15 protein-coding genes and 1 pseudogene are annotated in these 15,972 nt (G+C 42.0%); 8 read left to right on the top strand and 8 right to left on the bottom strand.

The window, feature by feature from the left end; translation table 11 throughout:
- Positions 1-31 precede the first annotated feature (31 nt).
- From RMX89_RS02725 to RMX89_RS02705, 5 genes are all read right to left on the bottom strand, one after another.
- Positions 32-1,078 carry a PstS family phosphate ABC transporter substrate-binding protein gene (locus RMX89_RS02725; RefSeq protein WP_322687829.1) on the bottom strand — a complete coding sequence of 349 codons (1,047 nt, stop codon included), beginning with the start codon at positions 1,076-1,078 and terminating at the stop codon, positions 32-34.
- Between the two features lie 303 nt (positions 1,079-1,381).
- On the bottom strand, positions 1,382-2,779 hold the full coding sequence (locus RMX89_RS02720; RefSeq protein WP_322687828.1) for an ABC transporter substrate-binding protein: 1,398 nt from the start codon (positions 2,777-2,779) through the stop codon (positions 1,382-1,384).
- A gap of 71 nt (positions 2,780-2,850) precedes the next feature.
- Positions 2,851-3,897, bottom strand: a complete 1,047-nt coding sequence (locus RMX89_RS02715; RefSeq protein WP_322687827.1) for a PstS family phosphate ABC transporter substrate-binding protein — start codon at positions 3,895-3,897, stop codon at positions 2,851-2,853.
- A 28-nt stretch (positions 3,898-3,925) separates the two neighbouring features.
- Positions 3,926-5,326: a protein kinase domain-containing protein gene (locus RMX89_RS02710; RefSeq protein ID WP_322687826.1), complete on the bottom strand. Its 1,401-nt coding sequence runs from the start codon at positions 5,324-5,326 to the stop codon at positions 3,926-3,928.
- Between the two features lie 225 nt (positions 5,327-5,551).
- Entirely contained in the window at positions 5,552-6,565 is a 1,014-nt protein-coding gene (locus tag RMX89_RS02705; RefSeq protein WP_322670717.1) for a LysR family transcriptional regulator, read from the bottom strand.
- 212 nt (positions 6,566-6,777) lie between these two features.
- Here RMX89_RS02705 and RMX89_RS02700 point away from each other — a divergent pair, with 212 nt between their 5' ends.
- Positions 6,778-7,494, top strand: a complete 717-nt coding sequence (locus tag RMX89_RS02700) for an NnrU family protein (RefSeq protein WP_322687825.1) — start codon at positions 6,778-6,780, stop codon at positions 7,492-7,494.
- A gap of 257 nt (positions 7,495-7,751) precedes the next feature.
- Here RMX89_RS02700 and RMX89_RS02695 read toward each other — a convergent pair whose 3' ends face one another.
- Entirely contained in the window at positions 7,752-7,925 is a 174-nt protein-coding gene (locus RMX89_RS02695) for a hypothetical protein (RefSeq protein WP_322685314.1), read from the bottom strand.
- Positions 7,926-8,104: 179 nt separating this feature from the next.
- Here RMX89_RS02695 and RMX89_RS02690 point away from each other — a divergent pair, with 179 nt between their 5' ends.
- From RMX89_RS02690 to RMX89_RS02675, 4 genes are all read left to right on the top strand, one after another.
- Positions 8,105-8,491, top strand: a complete 387-nt coding sequence (locus tag RMX89_RS02690) for a thioredoxin family protein (protein WP_322670715.1) — start codon at positions 8,105-8,107, stop codon at positions 8,489-8,491.
- A gap of 119 nt (positions 8,492-8,610) precedes the next feature.
- A complete protein-coding gene (locus tag RMX89_RS02685; protein WP_322687824.1) occupies positions 8,611-8,745 on the top strand; it encodes a hypothetical protein in 135 nt (44 codons plus the stop codon).
- Positions 8,745-10,847 carry an NAD(P)H-quinone oxidoreductase subunit 5 gene (locus tag RMX89_RS02680; RefSeq protein WP_322687823.1) on the top strand — a complete coding sequence of 701 codons (2,103 nt, stop codon included), beginning with the start codon at positions 8,745-8,747 and terminating at the stop codon, positions 10,845-10,847. Before RMX89_RS02685 ends, RMX89_RS02680 begins: the two co-directional genes overlap by 1 nt.
- Positions 10,848-11,103: 256 nt before the next feature.
- On the top strand, positions 11,104-11,724 hold the full coding sequence (locus RMX89_RS02675) for a hypothetical protein (RefSeq protein WP_322687822.1): 621 nt from the start codon (positions 11,104-11,106) through the stop codon (positions 11,722-11,724).
- 37 nt (positions 11,725-11,761) lie between these two features.
- Here RMX89_RS02675 and RMX89_RS02670 read toward each other — a convergent pair whose 3' ends face one another.
- Entirely contained in the window at positions 11,762-12,631 is an 870-nt protein-coding gene (locus RMX89_RS02670) for a hypothetical protein (RefSeq protein WP_322687821.1), read from the bottom strand.
- A 442-nt stretch (positions 12,632-13,073) separates the two neighbouring features.
- Here RMX89_RS02670 and RMX89_RS02665 point away from each other — a divergent pair, with 442 nt between their 5' ends.
- The gene (locus RMX89_RS02665) at positions 13,074-13,361 is read left to right on the top strand and encodes a DUF4258 domain-containing protein (protein WP_322687820.1); all 288 of its coding nucleotides are present in this window, start codon (positions 13,074-13,076) and stop codon (positions 13,359-13,361) included.
- Entirely contained in the window at positions 13,358-13,585 is a 228-nt protein-coding gene (locus RMX89_RS02660; RefSeq protein ID WP_322687819.1) for a type II toxin-antitoxin system MqsA family antitoxin, read from the top strand. Before RMX89_RS02665 ends, RMX89_RS02660 begins: the two co-directional genes overlap by 4 nt.
- Positions 13,586-13,607: 22 nt before the next feature.
- Here the strand turns inward: RMX89_RS02660 and RMX89_RS02655 are convergent.
- Positions 13,608-13,823 (bottom strand): annotated as a pseudogene (locus tag RMX89_RS02655) (hypothetical protein).
- 486 nt (positions 13,824-14,309) lie between these two features.
- Here RMX89_RS02655 and RMX89_RS02650 point away from each other — a divergent pair.
- Entirely contained in the window at positions 14,310-15,887 is a 1,578-nt protein-coding gene (locus RMX89_RS02650; RefSeq protein ID WP_322687818.1) for an NAD(P)H-quinone oxidoreductase subunit 4, read from the top strand.
- The last annotated feature ends 85 nt before the right edge of the window (positions 15,888-15,972 follow it).

The raw sequence follows: 15,972 nt of genomic DNA, 5'->3' as shown, positions 1-15,972 counted from the left end.
GCCACTCTGTCTTGAGTGCAATTCGCTCTTGTCAGCGAATTTTGACAAATCCCGCTTGGGTAATCAGTTGCTGTCCCTGCTCAGTCAGCAGTAAGTTGGCGTAAGCGACACCTGCTTGCTGCTCAGTCTGACCATTCTGTTTGACCACCACAAACAGATTGCGGGTAATCGGGTATTTTCCTGATTGAAATGCCTCAATGTTCAACTTGTTCCGTTTACCAGGACATTCAGACGGGAGGACAGAAGGTTCTTGGTATGGAGCAATGTATTGCCCTTGCGTGCGCCCCAACGGCAAGGCCTTGATTGAGCATTGAGGAATCACCTCTGGGGCAGAAGCGTAGTAGATGCTACCAGGACTATCAGCCAATTTTTGCAAGGCTTGGGTGGTTGTGGAGATAAATTCTACATTGGAGCTGAAAGCTTGACCACCCAAGATGTCTTGGACAAAAAGTTCGACAGTACCGCCATCAGTAATGCGGCGGGAATAGGGCTTGATCGGGATATTGGGGCCGCCCACCTGGCTCCAATTATTGATTTTGCCTGTGTAAATTGACTTTAACTGTTCTACCGTTAGTCCTGGAATATTCAGGTTGGGGTTAACTGCAAGTGCTAAACCATCAATTGCCACAGGAATTTGTTTCAAACTGAACCCACGCTGCTGGGCACGGCTTAATTCCGGATCTAGAACTGGTCGGGAAGACTGAGCAAAGGCTAGTTGACCGTCTATCAAGGACTGAATGCCAGTACCAGAACCAGGCGATGCATTGCTGGGTTCTACATAGCGCAGCCGTAACTCTGGCCGCGCGGCTTGAATTGCCGGATCGACAACTAGTCGAATCGGTGCCCAAGATGTACTGCCCCCGTAATTGAATAATCCTGTAGGAACATCCTTTACTGAAGTGAAAGTATTGCCACTAGGTTGTTCCGATCCGGTTTGGGGCGTTTTGGTGCTACCAGAATTAATTGTATTTAGATCGACACCAGATTTTCTAGTAAACCACCAAAAACCGCCAGCTATTAGCCCGACGGTGATTAGGATGGATAATACAAGAATAGTTGTTTCATTTTTTTGGGACATAGTATAATTACCCGCGCGTCCAATCAATACAAGTGCTTGACTTGACAAGTCCTTGCTACTTGAGATTGTATTTGGAGGACGGATGTTTTGTTAAAAATGCTGACAAATCCTCACTTCTGACTACAATAGATCCCAAGGTATAATAAATTTTCCCTGGATTAATCGTCTCTCTTCTCAAGGCTTGAGTGTTGGTGAGGATAAGTTGTTAGTTGATACTAAGAATTTTCCCCATAAAACTCAATTTCTCATCTTGAGGGTTTTACCAGGTTAACAATTGGTTAATTTTTAATTTTTTATGGCTGATTAACGCACTGGTTCAAAGTCATAACCAGTGCGAGAGCGAGAACCAGGAACAATTTTTACAAGTTGCACTGAGGCATTGCGATCGCCTGATGCTAAAAACCGAATTGTACCAGAAGCACCAGTGGCAGAAAAGTCAGAGGATAAGAGCGCTTGTTGGACTCCAGAACGTGTAGGATTGCGTTTTAATGCCTCAATCAGAGCTACAGTGGCATCATAGCTAAGGGCACTTCGCCAACTTACGTCACCGCCCCATAACTGCCGGGATTTTTGAGGAAAATCTGATTTGGGAGCGCCATCAATATGCCAAGGAACTGCCAATACCATCCCCACAGCTTGTTCTCTGCCAATTTCTAAAGTTTTAGCGGTGTAAACATCATCTCCCGCCAGCAGAGTTAACTTTTTTTGGTTAATCTGAATTACTTGCAGCGCTTTATCCAGAGTTTCAGTGTTAGCAGCTAACATCAAGACTTCTGCACCTTGCTTAGTTGCTTGTTCTAGACTTTTAACCGCACTAAAACCCACCTGAGACAAATCAAATTCGCTGGATACTTGTCCACCCTCTAGGGAAACAGATGAGACAAACTCGGACTTTAAAGACTGGCTATAGTTACTCTGAGAATTAAAGAAAACCACTGCATTTTTTTTCTGCAAAGTTCTCACCATGTAGTTGGCTAAAGTTCTAGCAGCCATAAAATCACTAGGAACCGTGCGAAAAACGTAGCGACTAAAGTTAGAAATTTTTACAGATGTACTGGTAGGGGAAATTGCTACAAGTTGTCCTGAAGTATAAATAGTACCTGCGGCTAAGGTAGAATCGCTAGTATTCGGCCCAACTACACCTAATACTTCTGAATTACTGACTAGGTTAGAAGCGATTTGCTTGGCTACTTCTGGATTGTCATCGTCGTTAGCTATCCCTACCCTTAACGGTACTCCCTTGACTCCTCCAGAGGTATTAATTTCATTTTGGGCTTGGGCGATGCCACGCAAAATTTCTAAAGCAGCATTAGGGTCAGTGCCAAATGGTACAGAAGCCATAATGGTGTAGCTCTTGGAAGAACCAATTCGGGCATTGTTCAGAAAAATTAGTGTTTCTGGATCGTTACGGTTGAGTTTTAGGGCATCTGTGAAATTAGCGATCGCTTTATCATAACTTTTAGCTGCGATCGCCTGTACTCCTTCTTTTTTCACAGCAGAAATGTCACTCGGAGTAAAAGATTTTTCCCCAAAACTAATGCGCTCTTGCAAGGATGAATTGTTGCCTGGTTGTTGATTTTGAATGTTGGTATTACCAATTTTGACCCCATTGTTAGTAAACCACCAAAAACCACCGCCAACTATGCCAACTGTCAGCAGCAGAGTCAAAGCTAAAATTTTGGTTTCATTTTTTTGTGACATGAACAAATTTGAATAAAGAAAAAATATTTATTATTTAATTGTTTGGTTTTGGCTAAATCTAAGCATTTCTATCATTTAATTCTAACAAATCCAGCTTTTTCGATCAGTTCTTGACCTTGAGGTGTCAGCAGCCAATTTGCATAAGCTTCGCCAGCTTGCTGGTCTGTTTGACCATTCTGTTTAATGATTACAAATAAATTGCGAGTAATTGCATAGTCTCCACTACGAAATGCTTGACTATTCAACTGGTTACGTTTATTGGGACATTCAGATGGAGATACAACAGGTTGTTGGTAAGGAGGCACAAATTGACCGCTAATTCGCCCTAATGGTAGGGACTTAATCGTACATTGAGGTACAATCTCTGGGGCAGAAGCATAATAAATTGCGCCAGGATTCGCCGCTACTTTTCGTACTGCTTCTGTGGTAGTGCCAACATAACTAACATTTGCACCAAAATTCTCTTTATTTAAAACATTTTCGATAAAGAATTCCACTGTACCTCCAGCTTCTTTGCTGCGAGAGTAGACTTTAATTGGTAAATTTGGCCCGCCTACTTGTTGCCAATTAGTACTTTTTCCAGTGTAGATGTCTTTAAGTTGGGCGACAGTTAAACCAAGGATATTAAGATTTTGGTTAACTGCGATCGCAATGCCATCAATCGCCATTGGAATTTCTTTCAAACCAAATTCTTTTTGTTTGGCTTCGGCATTTTCTTCAGCTTTAACTGAGCGAGAAGATTGAGAAAAAGCTAGTTGATTATCTATCAACATCCGAATCCCAGTTCCAGATCCTGCTTGACCTGAAGCAGGTTGAGTATAGCGTAAAGTAAATTGAGGACAAACGCTTTCTAGTACGGAGTCTACGTCTTTACGGATGGGTGCCCAGCTTGTACTACCACCATAGTTAAATATCCCTTCTGGGAGGTTTGGGACGTTACATCTATTGTTGGCAAACTGGTTTATGGGATTACCTGTGTTACCATTCCCGGAAGTTTTAGGAACAGTTCCAGTTAATTGCGCCCACCGTTCCATAAGAAACCATAGACCACTAAAGATTAAACCAATAGTGATGATAACGGCTAAAAAAAGACTAAGCGTTTCGTTTTTCTGAGACATTTATGTAGCTGTTAGCACCAGAAGTTTTTTAAAGTAAGAGAGATAATAATTTATAAATAAGTCGAAATACGGCTGTAAATGAAATAGCTACTAAGCCTGCTCCAACTGCTAAAATCACCACTGACGGCACGTCAAGACCTCCCCGTAAAAAGGGGACAAAAAAAATAATTGCAAAAGTAATTGTGGGAATAATTAATAAATCGAACTTTTCAATCCACCGCCTGGTTTGGGCAAAAATTAGTATACCTAAAATCAAGGCAGAAGTAGTCAAAGTAACTATTGGTGATTTTACTAGACTGAAGAGAGCGATCGCGATCAATGCACCCTCAAATCCACTAAATGCCGCCCCACCCAATAATTCCAATGTGGAAAATGCTGGCTGAGTTGGCGGACGGCGGGGAACGACGGGATTAGAACCTTTTGACGGTTGTGGCGGAAGTGTTACAGAGGGCGAATTAATTTGTATAGGGGTTAGAGGCTGTGAGTTAAGTGCATCTATAACCTCCTGGGCTGACTGGAAACGCTGATTAGCAGCAGGTAGCAGCATTTTGTCTAATATGTCAGCAAGGCGAGGGTTAACAGTCACTTGCGATCGCCATTTCCACTGGTTGCTATAGGCATCAAATAGTTTAACTGCTTCCTGATTTGTCAACAAGGTAATAAGAGTTACAGCTAATGCGTATAAATCTGTAGATGGGAATACTTGACCCCCAGCCATCTGCTCAGGCGGTGCAAATCCCATCGAATAAATTCCTGTGGAAGAAGCGGCAGAACCCAGTGCAACATTTGTTACTTGCTTAACTGCGCCAAAATCTAGTAAAAAAAGTCTACCATCGCGACGGCGCATGATGTTAGAGGGTTTAATATCTCTGTGGATAATGCCTCTATGATGGACAAACTTTAGTACCTTCAGAATTTCTTGCAGCACCTCCAACACTTGCTGTTCAGAAAATTTGCCTTGTTGAACTAATTCTTCCTCTAAGTTTTGCCCATCAATGTATTCTTGCACCAAGTAAAAAAATTGGTCTTGCTGTCCTGGTTGCAAACTATTAACTATCACTGGAAAGAAGGCAAATAAATCAGGTATTTGCTCGTGATCGTTACCAAGTTGTGCTAAAACTTCTGCCTCTCTCTCAAACATCAACTGTGCTTGTTGCAGTTGATTTAAAGTTAAATTTCCCGATGGTTGAAACTGTTTAACCACGCATTGACGCATTCCTGGTATTCGGCGATCGCGTGCCAAAAATGCTGCTCCAAACCCGCCTCTTCCCAGCAGTTTAGTTGGCACGTATCGACCATCTAGCATCAATGGCATACCACAGGTAGTGCAATACTTTTGCTGGGTTGTTTTCAGTGTCGTAACATCATCTAAATCGGCAAAATAGTTTTGTGGGCGTGGACAACGCAAACGAGTGCAGTAAACTTCCATTTTCGTGATTAGTCATTAGTCATTAGTCATTGGTCATTGGTCATTGGTCATTGGTCATTGGTCATTGGTCATTGGTGAGCCAGCGAAGGGTACATAGAGAGTTTTCCCATGAGCTACTGGCTGTCTTCGCAGCGCTAGCGAGGCACGAGCGTCACCCGAAAGGTCATTCGTATTTACAAAGAACAAAGGACAAAGGACAAATGACAAAGGACTAATTACTAGATTTTAGTCTTCACCTAATGAGGTGGGTGTTGCTACCTCCAATGTAGTTAACACTAGACTTTTTTGTGTTAATTTTAACACATCTTGATTCCATCCTGGGTTAGCAAACTGGGGCAAAATTTCTTGACTAAAGGCTTCTGCGGCCTTTGATCTATAGCGATTGGGATTACAAATCAGCCACAGCGTCCGTTTGACGACAACGCCTTCAATGGGAGTACGATGCAAAACGCCCATTTGTAACTCTTTAGCGATCGCACTAGTTGAAACAAAGGCAGCCCCTAGACCAGATTGCACAGCATTTTTAATCGCTTCAATGGAATTCAATTCCATTTCAACTTTAAAACGTCTGGTATCGATTTCACAGCGTGCTAGCACTTGGTCAATTACTTTGCGGATAGTTGATTGGGAATCTAAAGCAATAAATTGTAATTTATATAGGTCTTCTTTCTGGATTTTTTCAAGTTTGGTAAAAGGATGAAAGACAGGTAAAATTAGCGCTAGTTCATCCTCAGCGTAAGGAATCACTTCTAAAGATTCTGACAGTTCACCAGGAATTTCACCACCGATAATTGCCAGATCGACTTGTCCGTTAGCGACACTCCAAGCAGTTCGCCTAGTTGAGTGGACGTGTAATTGCACTGCCACATCTGGATATTTTTGTCGAAACATACCGATCATTCTGGGCAAAAGATAAGTGCCAGTGGTTTGAGAAGCACCGACAATTAAAGTACCACCTTGGAGATTTTGTAAATCCTCGATCGCGCGGCAGGTTTCCTGACAGAGACTGAGGATTTTTTCACCGTAATTTAAGAGTAGATGCCCAGCTTCGGTTAATTGGGCACGTCGTCCTCCACGATCGAATAAGGGGACATCGAGTTGCCGTTCGAGATTTTGGACTTGTAAACTAACGGCAGGCTGGGAGACGTAAAGACTATCAGCGGCACGCTTGAAGCTTCCTTCTTGGGCGATCGCTTTCAGGATACGTAACTGATCTAAAGTGAAAGGAAGGTCAGACATAAGGCTCAACCCACAAACTTTTAAAGGAGCAGATGCACGTAATAAATCCGGTTTGGCAGCAATCAGTTGGACATGATTTGTTGCATATTAAACTTGAAGGATTGACTCGAAAAAGACAGTAGCACAACATCTTGACTAAAGTCCCCTTTTGAATACTTTGTGGTATTGGTTGTACTGAATTCAGTTTTCTTTAAATTACTTCACCTGTGTATATGCTGCTGATTTCTTGGTTGACACCCAGTCATTTTGTCATACTGGGGTTACAAATAGTTTTTGCGATCGCTCACAGTGGAGGCGCTGCTTTACGCCCTTGGGCAGAAAAATATATTGGCCCAAGGTTTTATCGCATTCTCTTTGCATTAGTCAGCCTACCGTTGGCTGTGATATTAATTATTTACTTTTTTGGGCACCGTTATGATGGTTTGCAAATTTGGCAGGTACAAGGGGTGCCAGGAGTGCGAGAATTTGTTTGGCTGCTATCAGCAATCTCGTTTTTGTTTTTATATCCTGCTACCTTCAATCTACTAGAAATTGCTGCTATTCAAAAGCCCCAAGTTCATCTCTACGAAACAGGAATTATTCGGATTACCCGTCATCCCCAGATGGTAGGACAAATAATTTGGTGTGTTGCCCACACTCTCTGGCTGGGTACTACTTTTACCCTTGTGACTTCCATTGGATTGATATTGCATCACGTGTTTGGGGTTTGGCACGGGGATCGCCGCCTGAGCGATCGTTATGGAGAAGCTTTTGAAATTGCCAAACAGCGGACTTCAATTATTCCCTTTAAAGCAATTATCGACGGGCGTCAATCTCTCAAATGGCAGGAATTTCTCCGCCCTGCATATTTGGGAGTTGCCATTTTTATAGCTTTGCTTTGGTGGTCACACCCTCTGTTATTGGAAGCAACGAGTAGTATAGGATGGTAACTTTAGACGATCCCCAGTGTCAGCATAAAATCAGAAAGAGATGGAAATTTCACCCGATCAAGCTGATCAATTGCTCCAAATCAATGTAGGATAAATTCAAATATCTAACAGTGGGGGTGCGTTCAGTCAGCTTGAGATTTTATTATTGGTAGTCGTTGGTCAGTTGCCTTTCTTTGAAAGAAAGTGGCAGATTCAATCAAATCCCCAGGCGGTCACGGCAATCAGGAGTTTAACATCCAAAAAAGCCAACGCGACTTCTAAGGTCGCTTTTCTGTCAGAGACACATTAACGCGCTCAATTTTTGCCAATGATTCTGTGTCCTGAAATTTCTGTACTGAAAGCATCGATCGGCAGTTAGTGACTTGCCAATCCTCCACTGAAGCAGTGCTGAGTCCTGAGTTCTGAGTAAAAGCAAGCAACTTAGTATTCATTGCTTGCAAGTAATCCCAATCCCCGCTTTACTCTAAAAAAAAAGAAACGAGTTCCTCATTCAATCCCCTAACTTTTTGTCATGGACTTCTACTCAGCAAGCAGAACTCGGAACTCAGCACTACTCAATTCAGTACTGATAGCTAGTTTGATATAAAAACCTTATAATCCAAGAGGCGTCATGGTGTTGTCGGTTAGTGAGCGGACATTTACTCAAGAAGTTTTAGAATCTCCTATTCCTGTTTTAGTTAACTTTGAAGCACCTTGGTGTGGCTTGTGTCGAGTTATCCACCCGCTGTTGTTGCAATTTCAGTCCCAGTGCGGCGATGAAATTAAATTAGTTGGGGTTAACGCCGATCAAAATTTTAAATTGTCTACTACCTATAGGCTAAAATCACTACCCACTTTACTATTGATTGAAAATGGCACTATTCGCCATCGCTTGGAATGCTTTCGCGGCAAAGAAGATTTACGTCTAGCTTTAGAAGAGATTAAAGCCAGCTACAGCAATTACCCCAAAATCTACAAAAGTTCAAAAACAGTGGACTTAGAATGCCGATCGGCCTGATGGATATTGGGTATGGGGCATAGGGCATAGGGCATAGGGCATAGGGCATAGGGCATAGGGCATAGGGCTAATGACCAATGACCAATGACTAATGACTAATGACTAATGACCAATGACCAATGACCAAATCTAAAACCATGCTTAATACCCCACCCAATCAGTCTTGGGTGGGTTATTTTATCCTAAAGGGTGTAGTCACAATTATTAACAGTTTCGACACGCTAATCAAGAATTTTAAAAGTAGGCGTCAGTGATGGAAGTAATCTATCAGTATGCCTGGCTGATTCCGGTGTTCCCTCTTCTTGGGGCAATGCTGGTCGGTCTAGGGTTAATCTCGTTGAATCAGGTGACAAACCGCCTCCGCCAGCTTAACGCTGTGGTGATTATCTCCATGATGGGAGCAGCTATGGGGCTGTCGCTTGCCTTGTTATGGAGTCAAATTCAAGGACACCCGTCTTATATTCGCACCTTTGAGTGGGCGGCGGCAGGTAATTTCCACCTGAGCATGGGCTACACTATTGACCACCTGACAGCCCTAATGCTGGTGATTGTAACAACCGTAGCGTTGTTAGTCATGGTTTACACCGATGGCTACATGGCTCACGATCCCGGTTACGTGCGGTTTTACGCCTATCTCAGTTTGTTTGGCTCTTCAATGTTAGGTCTGGTGGTCAGCCCCAACCTAGTACAGATTTATATATTCTGGGAACTGGTCGGGATGTGTTCTTATTTGCTGGTCGGCTTTTGGTTCGATCGCAAGTCAGCAGCAGATGCCGCACAAAAAGCGTTTGTAACGAACCGCGTGGGCGACTTTGGTCTATTACTCGGTATTTTGGGGCTGTTCTGGGCAACAGGAAGCTTTGATTTTAATATCATGGGCGATCGCCTCGCCCAACTTGTCGAATCAGGTTCTATCAGCAATTTTCTCGCTGTCCTGTTTGCGATTTTAGTTTTCTTAGGCCCAGTTGCAAAATCAGCCCAATTTCCCCTCCACGTCTGGCTACCAGATGCGATGGAAGGCCCCACCCCCATTTCTGCCTTGATTCACGCGGCAACAATGGTGGCGGCTGGTGTTTTCCTGATTGCCCGGATGTACCCAGTATTTGAAGACGTTCCAGCCGCAATGAATGTCATTGCCTTTACTGGGGCGTTTACGGCGTTTTTGGGGGCAACCATTGCCATTACCCAAAACGACATCAAAAAGGGCTTGGCTTATTCCACCATTTCCCAACTCGGTTACATGGTGATGGCAATGGGAATAGGTTCCTACAGTGCTGGACTATTCCACCTGATGACCCACGCCTATTTCAAGGCGATGCTGTTCTTGGGTTCAGGTTCAGTAATTCACGGTATGGAAGGTGTCGTTGGACACGACCCCGCCTTAGCGCAAGATATGCGCTTGATGGGTGGACTGCGGAAGTATATGCCTGTCACAGCAACGACTTTCTTAATTGGTTGCTTGGCAATTTCTGGTATTCCACCCTTTGCTGGTTTCTGGTCAAAAGATGAAATTTTAGGGAAGGCTTTTGAGGCTAACCCATTTCTCTGGTTTATCGGCTGGCTAACTGCCGGGATTACAGCTTTCTATATGTTTAGAATGTATTTCTCGACATTTGAAGGCAAATTCCGGGGTACTGACGAGAAAATCAAGGAAAAACTCAAGAAAGCTGCGGCGACAATTGTCCTGGAATTAGAGTCAGAAGAACCTGTCCCGAATTTTGGGCCTGGGGCAATGAAGAAAGGAGAATTGGCGGCAACTAGTCAGCATCATGATTCCCATGACTCCCACGGGCATCACAGCGACTCTCCCCACGAATCGCCGTGGACAATGACGCTGCCGTTGGCACTGTTGGCTGTGCCTTCGATTTTGATTGGTTTGGTGGGAACTCCCTACGCCAATTATTTTGAAGAGTTTATCTTTCCTCCTAGCGAAACTCTCTCCGAAGTTATAGAAAAGGCTTCCGAGTTTAATCCGACGGAATTCTACATCATGGCGGGTGCCTCAGTCGGAATTTCTTTGATTGCGATTACCCTGGCTTCGCTGATGTATTTGAGCCGTAAAATTGACCCGGCTGCGATCGCTGCTAAAATCCAACCACTTTATGAGTTATCCCTCAACAAGTGGTACTTTGATGACATTTACCATCGGGTTTTTGTCCTCGGCTTGCGTCGCGTAGCTAGACAAGTTATGGAAGTTGACTTCCGCGTTGTAGATGGTGCTGTTAACCTCACAGGCTTTTTCACCCTTGTCAGTGGTGAAGGTCTGAAGTACCTAGAAAACGGTCGCGCTCAATTCTATGCCTTGATTGTGTTTGGGGCGGTTTTGGGTTTAGTGATTGTCTTTGGTGTTACCTAATTTTAATCGGGGTGGGCGGCTGTCCGCCCCTACATTATTTATTGAATTCTGTGATACAACCATTTTCAGGTAAGTAAACTAAATCTTTTTTATTTCACGCAGAGGCACGCGGAGAAATTGAGAGTTGAGTTTCAAAAGATGACCAAAATTTTTTAATACAACCTATAAAAGTTTAGCTTTGCTAGTTCCGCTCTGATTTTTTCAAGATGTTTAATAATCTTCAAAGAATAAAATCGTTCAGAACATTTAATTATTTATGACAGAAGAAGAGATCAGAATCAGGCGGCACTATATACCAGATGATGAAGTTTGGGAACGAAGTCATAATACATGGAAACAACTCAAGCCAAAACTCAACTTTAATTATCGACTTGACCCATCTAATGAAACACCTCTAGAATATTCACAAAGGATAATATCAATATTTAACAATATTCCTATAGACGTACTTATTCAGTGGCAATTTGAGCATATCTATGACTTGGATATGGTAAATAACTATGGCTGGATTAATTACCATCAAGTGACTTTTAACCTTGTTTATTGGTCTGAAAAAGAGTTTTCTAAAGTGCAGATATTTTCAGGCTTTAAGGATTATGTAGACCGCAAAAGTCATATATCAAATTTTGAGCATCTATCATGCACTGATGAGGATAAAGATTATTGGAGGGAGTTTGGAACTTGGCGAGTTCCAATAATTGTATTAGAAACTGAAAATATGATTAATATACCAAGTTATGCAGAATTAAATTGCCCATACCAGCTTTTAGAAGGACATACGCGGTTTGGAAACTACAATGCTATTAAATGCTTAAGTGAGCAAGGAAAGGTTCAAATATCAAATAAATACAAAGTTTTTCTGATGTCTGTTAGTTGAATAATCGATTGTCGCTGAAGTTCGCTGCAACACATTGTTATAAATTGTCCGACACATCATTATTTATGAGTATTTCATACTCGGTAAGAAAGAAAGAAATGTAAGAACGAATAAGATTACAGAATAAGCGACTTTCAGAAAGAGTGATTGGTTTGCCCTCTTTTAGATCAAGTCCATGCCGACCACCACCACCAGTTGGTGACGAATGATAACCATGTAAACTTTTTAAAGATTTTAATATATACTTGATTGCTGTCCCTTCATTTGCATTGTGGAGTTCCTTCACAATTAGGTTAAAGTATGTCCCTTTTATTATTGTGCCAGATGGTAATTGCTCACCTCTAAAAGCAGTTGTAATTGATTCTAGAATCCAAAGCAGTTCTTGAACTGCTTCTCTAGACCGATTTTCAATCAGTAGTTGTTCAGAACGGCTTAGAGACTTAGTAATGAGTTGCTTTGCAGACTCAGTAAAGGTTGATGGCGATTCGGCCACAGGGATAGCTTCTTCACCTTCGGATAGCTTCACAAGTTTTGGTGGATGGATTTGATAAGCAATCTTATGTTCAAGACAAATACAGTTGATACGTTCAATGTCAGGGATTGCATATTTATCCCGAAGATTCTCACACGCCTCGTAGAACGCCTCCAGAAACAGGGGTGAGTTTTTAGCCGCCTTTTCCAAAGATGACCGTAAATCTGTGCTTGCCCAACTCTCTGAATTACTCCAGACACTCGTAGAGCCTACTGCATGGGCAAAACACTCTTTAAAATACTCCAGTAACTCCCAGCGATTTCCCTGAGCTACTATTATGCCAATAAGTGTCTCAAATTCATCAATCGCTGTATTAGGAATAACTGAATCTGGTGAAGATTTAAAGCGCCATGAATCAGGAAATTGAAGTGACATTTAAATGTTACATCTTAAACAACAGTACTTGTATAACTTATTAGAGCTTCATCTTGCAAATCTTCCAGGTACTCTCGGAGTAGAAGATAAGATACATTTAGGTGAGACAACTTGATAGATCACGCGATATCCACCACTTTTGCCTGTCGGGATATCACTATTTTTTGCTCGAACTTTAAAAACGGTCAAGTCTATCCCAGAGATTTGATCACCAATAAAATTTCTAGCCTGTAACTGATCAATAATGGGTTCAATGTCAATTTGAATTTGGCGATCGCGATAAAGAGGTAAAATAGAATAATCTTTTTGCGCCGTAACCCACCATTAATTATCAATACTCATGATGGGTTAGCTAGAGCGTAACCTACCCTACCAATTAATAGAAGCCGAAATTTAGCAAAATAATAAATTTCTCAATAATTATAATTTTAAAAAATAATTCATGTATTGTCAAAATTTAGTTTTCTCCCGTCATGCTATCCAACAAATGTTTTATCGTCGCATCAGTCAAAAAGAAGTAAAAAATGTCATTTTTTATGGAGAAGTGATAGAAGAAAATCCTGATGATATACCCTACCCCAGTTATCTAATATTGGATTTTATAGAAGGTAAACCAATTCATGTTGTATTTTCCTACGATGAAGCTACAGAGACAGGATATGTAGTAACAGCTTATATTCCTGATGCTAATATTTGGTTAGATGGTTTTACAACTAGGAGACAAAGATGATGAGATGCGTAATTTGTCAGCATGGAGAAACTAAACCTGGTTTAGTAACTGTGACATTAGAAAGAGATGAATGTATTATTGTTTTAAAAAAAGTTCCAGCAGAAATTTGTGATAACTGCGGTGAATATTATTTAAGTGATGCAGTTACAGAACAGGTTTTAGAAAAAGCAGAGTCAGCTATTAATAATGGAGCAGAATTAGAGATTATTAGATATGCAGCTTAGTGTTATTATTGGCGTTTCTGCTTTAGCTTGGTTTTGCGAGTCCTTCTGCAATCTCTCTTTTAGCAGATTGGGCAGATGCAATCAGTTGTTGTTGAGTTTTCTTAAATGATTTATTCCATTTCAATTCATCTTACAAATCTTCTAGGTACTCTCGGAGATGTTCTGCAACTCTTTCTTGCACATCTTCAGATAAAGATTCCATCATCTTAATTACAGTAGCGATCGTTGGAGATGACATAATCGAATTTCCTTTATCAAGTTTCCCTGTCTATTTTACTAAAAAAAACTCAATCAAATCGCTTACTGTAGTCCCAAAGCTCTCAAGCCGGGAAAATGGCTTTCAATTTGTGCGATTATCATTATGGTTATTCCTCGTGCTATGCTTTTTTTGCACAAAATCGCTTTTTTCAACAACCACCAAACAGCATCGTGTATTTTTAACGATGGGTTGGATTACGCGTAGACGCAAAGCGGCTTGTCGTAGACATCGCACCCCTAAACTATAATTTTACCAACTTTTTTAGGGTAAATTTTTGACTTGACTGGGAGTATCACAACACACACCCCGCACCCGCAAATGTCAAAAAAGACTCCCAAGAGGAAAAATAGGGGATTGCTAATTTAATTAAATCAACCTAACGAGGAAGACGAAATCCCCAAAAAGCTGTTACTTAATAACTAGTGACTTTTTGCCAAACATGATTTTGATAGCAGACGAATTGTGATGAATACAGCTAATTTTCCGTGGCTGACGACGATTATTCTGTTGCCTATAGCCGCTTCACTACTGATTCCCATCATCCCGGATAAAGAAGGCAAAACAGTGCGCTGGTACTCCCTCATCGTAGGGCTGATAGATTTTGCACTAATTGTTTATGCTTTTTATACTGGGTATGATTTCTCCAATCCAGATTTGCAGTTGGTCGAGAGTTACCCCTGGGTACCCCAACTAGATTTGAATTGGTCAGTAGGGGCAGATGGCTTATCTATGCCCCTAATTATTTTGACTGGATTCATTACCACGCTGGCGATTTTAGCAGCTTGGCCTGTCACCTTCAAGCCGAAGCTATTTTACTTCTTGATTTTGGCGATGTATGGCGGTCAAATTGCCGTGTTCGCCGTCCAGGATATGCTGTTATTTTTCCTGGTGTGGGAACTGGAACTAGTACCGATATACTTTCTGCTGTCGATTTGGGGAGGCAAAAGACGACAGTATGCAGCGACTAAATTTATTTTATACACCGCAGGCGGTTCGCTGTTTATTTTGCTGTCTGCCCTGACAATGGGATTTTACGGCGATACGGTGACGTTTGACATGCGATCGCTCGGTTTAAAAGACTTCGCCCTCAATTTCCAACTTGCCGTCTATGCTGGCTTCCTGATTGCCTACGCCGTCAAGTTGCCGATTATTCCTTTGCACACCTGGCTACCTGATGCCCACGGTGAAGCTACAGCCCCCGTACACATGTTATTGGCAGGTATTCTTTTGAAAATGGGCGGTTACGCCTTAATTCGGATGAATGCCCAAATGCTCCCCGATGCCCACGCTCTTTTTGCACCAGTGTTGGTGGTTTTGGGGGTAGTTAATATCATCTACGCTGCCTTGACATCCTTTGCCCAGCGCAACCTGAAGCGAAAAATTGCCTACTCCTCAATTTCTCACATGGGCTTTGTGATGATTGGTATCGCCTCCTTTACCGATTTGGGATTGAGTGGGGCAGTATTACAAATGGTTTCCCACGGCTTAATTGGGGCGAGTTTGTTCTTTTTGGTTGGCGCAACTTACGATCGCACTCACACCCTAATGTTGGATGAAATGGGCGGTGTTGCCAAGAGAATGCCGAAGATTTTCGCCATGTTCACTACCTGTTCAATGGCTTCTTTGGCACTGCCAGGAATGAGCGGTTTCGTGGCAGAATTAATGGTATTTGTCGGCTTTGCTACTAGCGATGCTTATAGCTCTACCTTCAAAGTTATCGTGGTGTTCTTGATGGCAGTGGGAGTAATTTTAACTCCGATTTATCTGCTGTCGATGTTGCGAGAAATTTTCTACGGTAAAGAGAACGAGGAATTAGTTTCTCACCAAGCTTTGATAGATGCCGAACCCCGCGAAGTTTTTATCATTGCTTGTTTGTTAATTCCAATTATTGGTATTGGTTTCTATCCAAAATTGCTGACTCAGATGTATGACGCTACAACTGTACAACTGACCGCAAGATTGCGTGATTCCGTGCCGACATTAGCACAGCAAAAAGACGACGCACTAAAGGTTTCTTTGAGTGCGCCTCAAATTGGTAATTAAGTTGCGATCGCTAGTTTAGTTTAAATATTGATTACTTTTAGGGCGGGTTTTGTACCTGCCCTTTTTGTTACTAACTCGAAATGTT

Origin of the sequence: Nostoc sp. DedSLP04, assembly GCF_034530775.1 — a bacterium.
In the GTDB taxonomy this organism is placed as follows: domain Bacteria; phylum Cyanobacteriota; class Cyanobacteriia; order Cyanobacteriales; family Nostocaceae; genus Nostoc.
This window is presented reverse-complemented; position numbering and strand designations above follow the sequence as displayed.

What these genes read in the sequence shown, in the direction of transcription:
- RMX89_RS02665 (WP_322687820.1), top strand. Translation starts at nt 13,074, where the DNA reads ATGTATTGTCAAAATTTAGTTTTCTCCCGTCATGCTATCCAACAAATG.
- RMX89_RS02650 (WP_322687818.1), top strand. Translation starts at nt 14,310, where the DNA reads ATGAATACAGCTAATTTTCCGTGGCTGACGACGATTATTCTGTTGCCT.
- RMX89_RS02680 (WP_322687823.1), top strand. Translation starts at nt 8,745, where the DNA reads ATGGAAGTAATCTATCAGTATGCCTGGCTGATTCCGGTGTTCCCTCTT.
- RMX89_RS02670 (WP_322687821.1), bottom strand. Translation starts at nt 12,631, where the DNA reads ATGTCACTTCAATTTCCTGATTCATGGCGCTTTAAATCTTCACCAGAT.
- RMX89_RS02675 (WP_322687822.1), top strand. Translation starts at nt 11,104, where the DNA reads ATGACAGAAGAAGAGATCAGAATCAGGCGGCACTATATACCAGATGAT.
- RMX89_RS02720 (WP_322687828.1), bottom strand. Translation starts at nt 2,779, where the DNA reads ATGTCACAAAAAAATGAAACCAAAATTTTAGCTTTGACTCTGCTGCTG.
- RMX89_RS02695 (WP_322685314.1), bottom strand. Translation starts at nt 7,925, where the DNA reads ATGAATACTAAGTTGCTTGCTTTTACTCAGAACTCAGGACTCAGCACT.
- RMX89_RS02685 (WP_322687824.1), top strand. Translation starts at nt 8,611, where the DNA reads ATGACCAAATCTAAAACCATGCTTAATACCCCACCCAATCAGTCTTGG.
- RMX89_RS02725 (WP_322687829.1), bottom strand. Translation starts at nt 1,078, where the DNA reads ATGTCCCAAAAAAATGAAACAACTATTCTTGTATTATCCATCCTAATC.
- RMX89_RS02700 (WP_322687825.1), top strand. Translation starts at nt 6,778, where the DNA reads ATGCTGCTGATTTCTTGGTTGACACCCAGTCATTTTGTCATACTGGGG.
- RMX89_RS02705 (WP_322670717.1), bottom strand. Translation starts at nt 6,565, where the DNA reads ATGTCTGACCTTCCTTTCACTTTAGATCAGTTACGTATCCTGAAAGCG.
- RMX89_RS02715 (WP_322687827.1), bottom strand. Translation starts at nt 3,897, where the DNA reads ATGTCTCAGAAAAACGAAACGCTTAGTCTTTTTTTAGCCGTTATCATC.
- RMX89_RS02690 (WP_322670715.1), top strand. Translation starts at nt 8,105, where the DNA reads ATGGTGTTGTCGGTTAGTGAGCGGACATTTACTCAAGAAGTTTTAGAA.
- RMX89_RS02710 (WP_322687826.1), bottom strand. Translation starts at nt 5,326, where the DNA reads ATGGAAGTTTACTGCACTCGTTTGCGTTGTCCACGCCCACAAAACTAT.
- RMX89_RS02660 (WP_322687819.1), top strand. Translation starts at nt 13,358, where the DNA reads ATGATGAGATGCGTAATTTGTCAGCATGGAGAAACTAAACCTGGTTTA.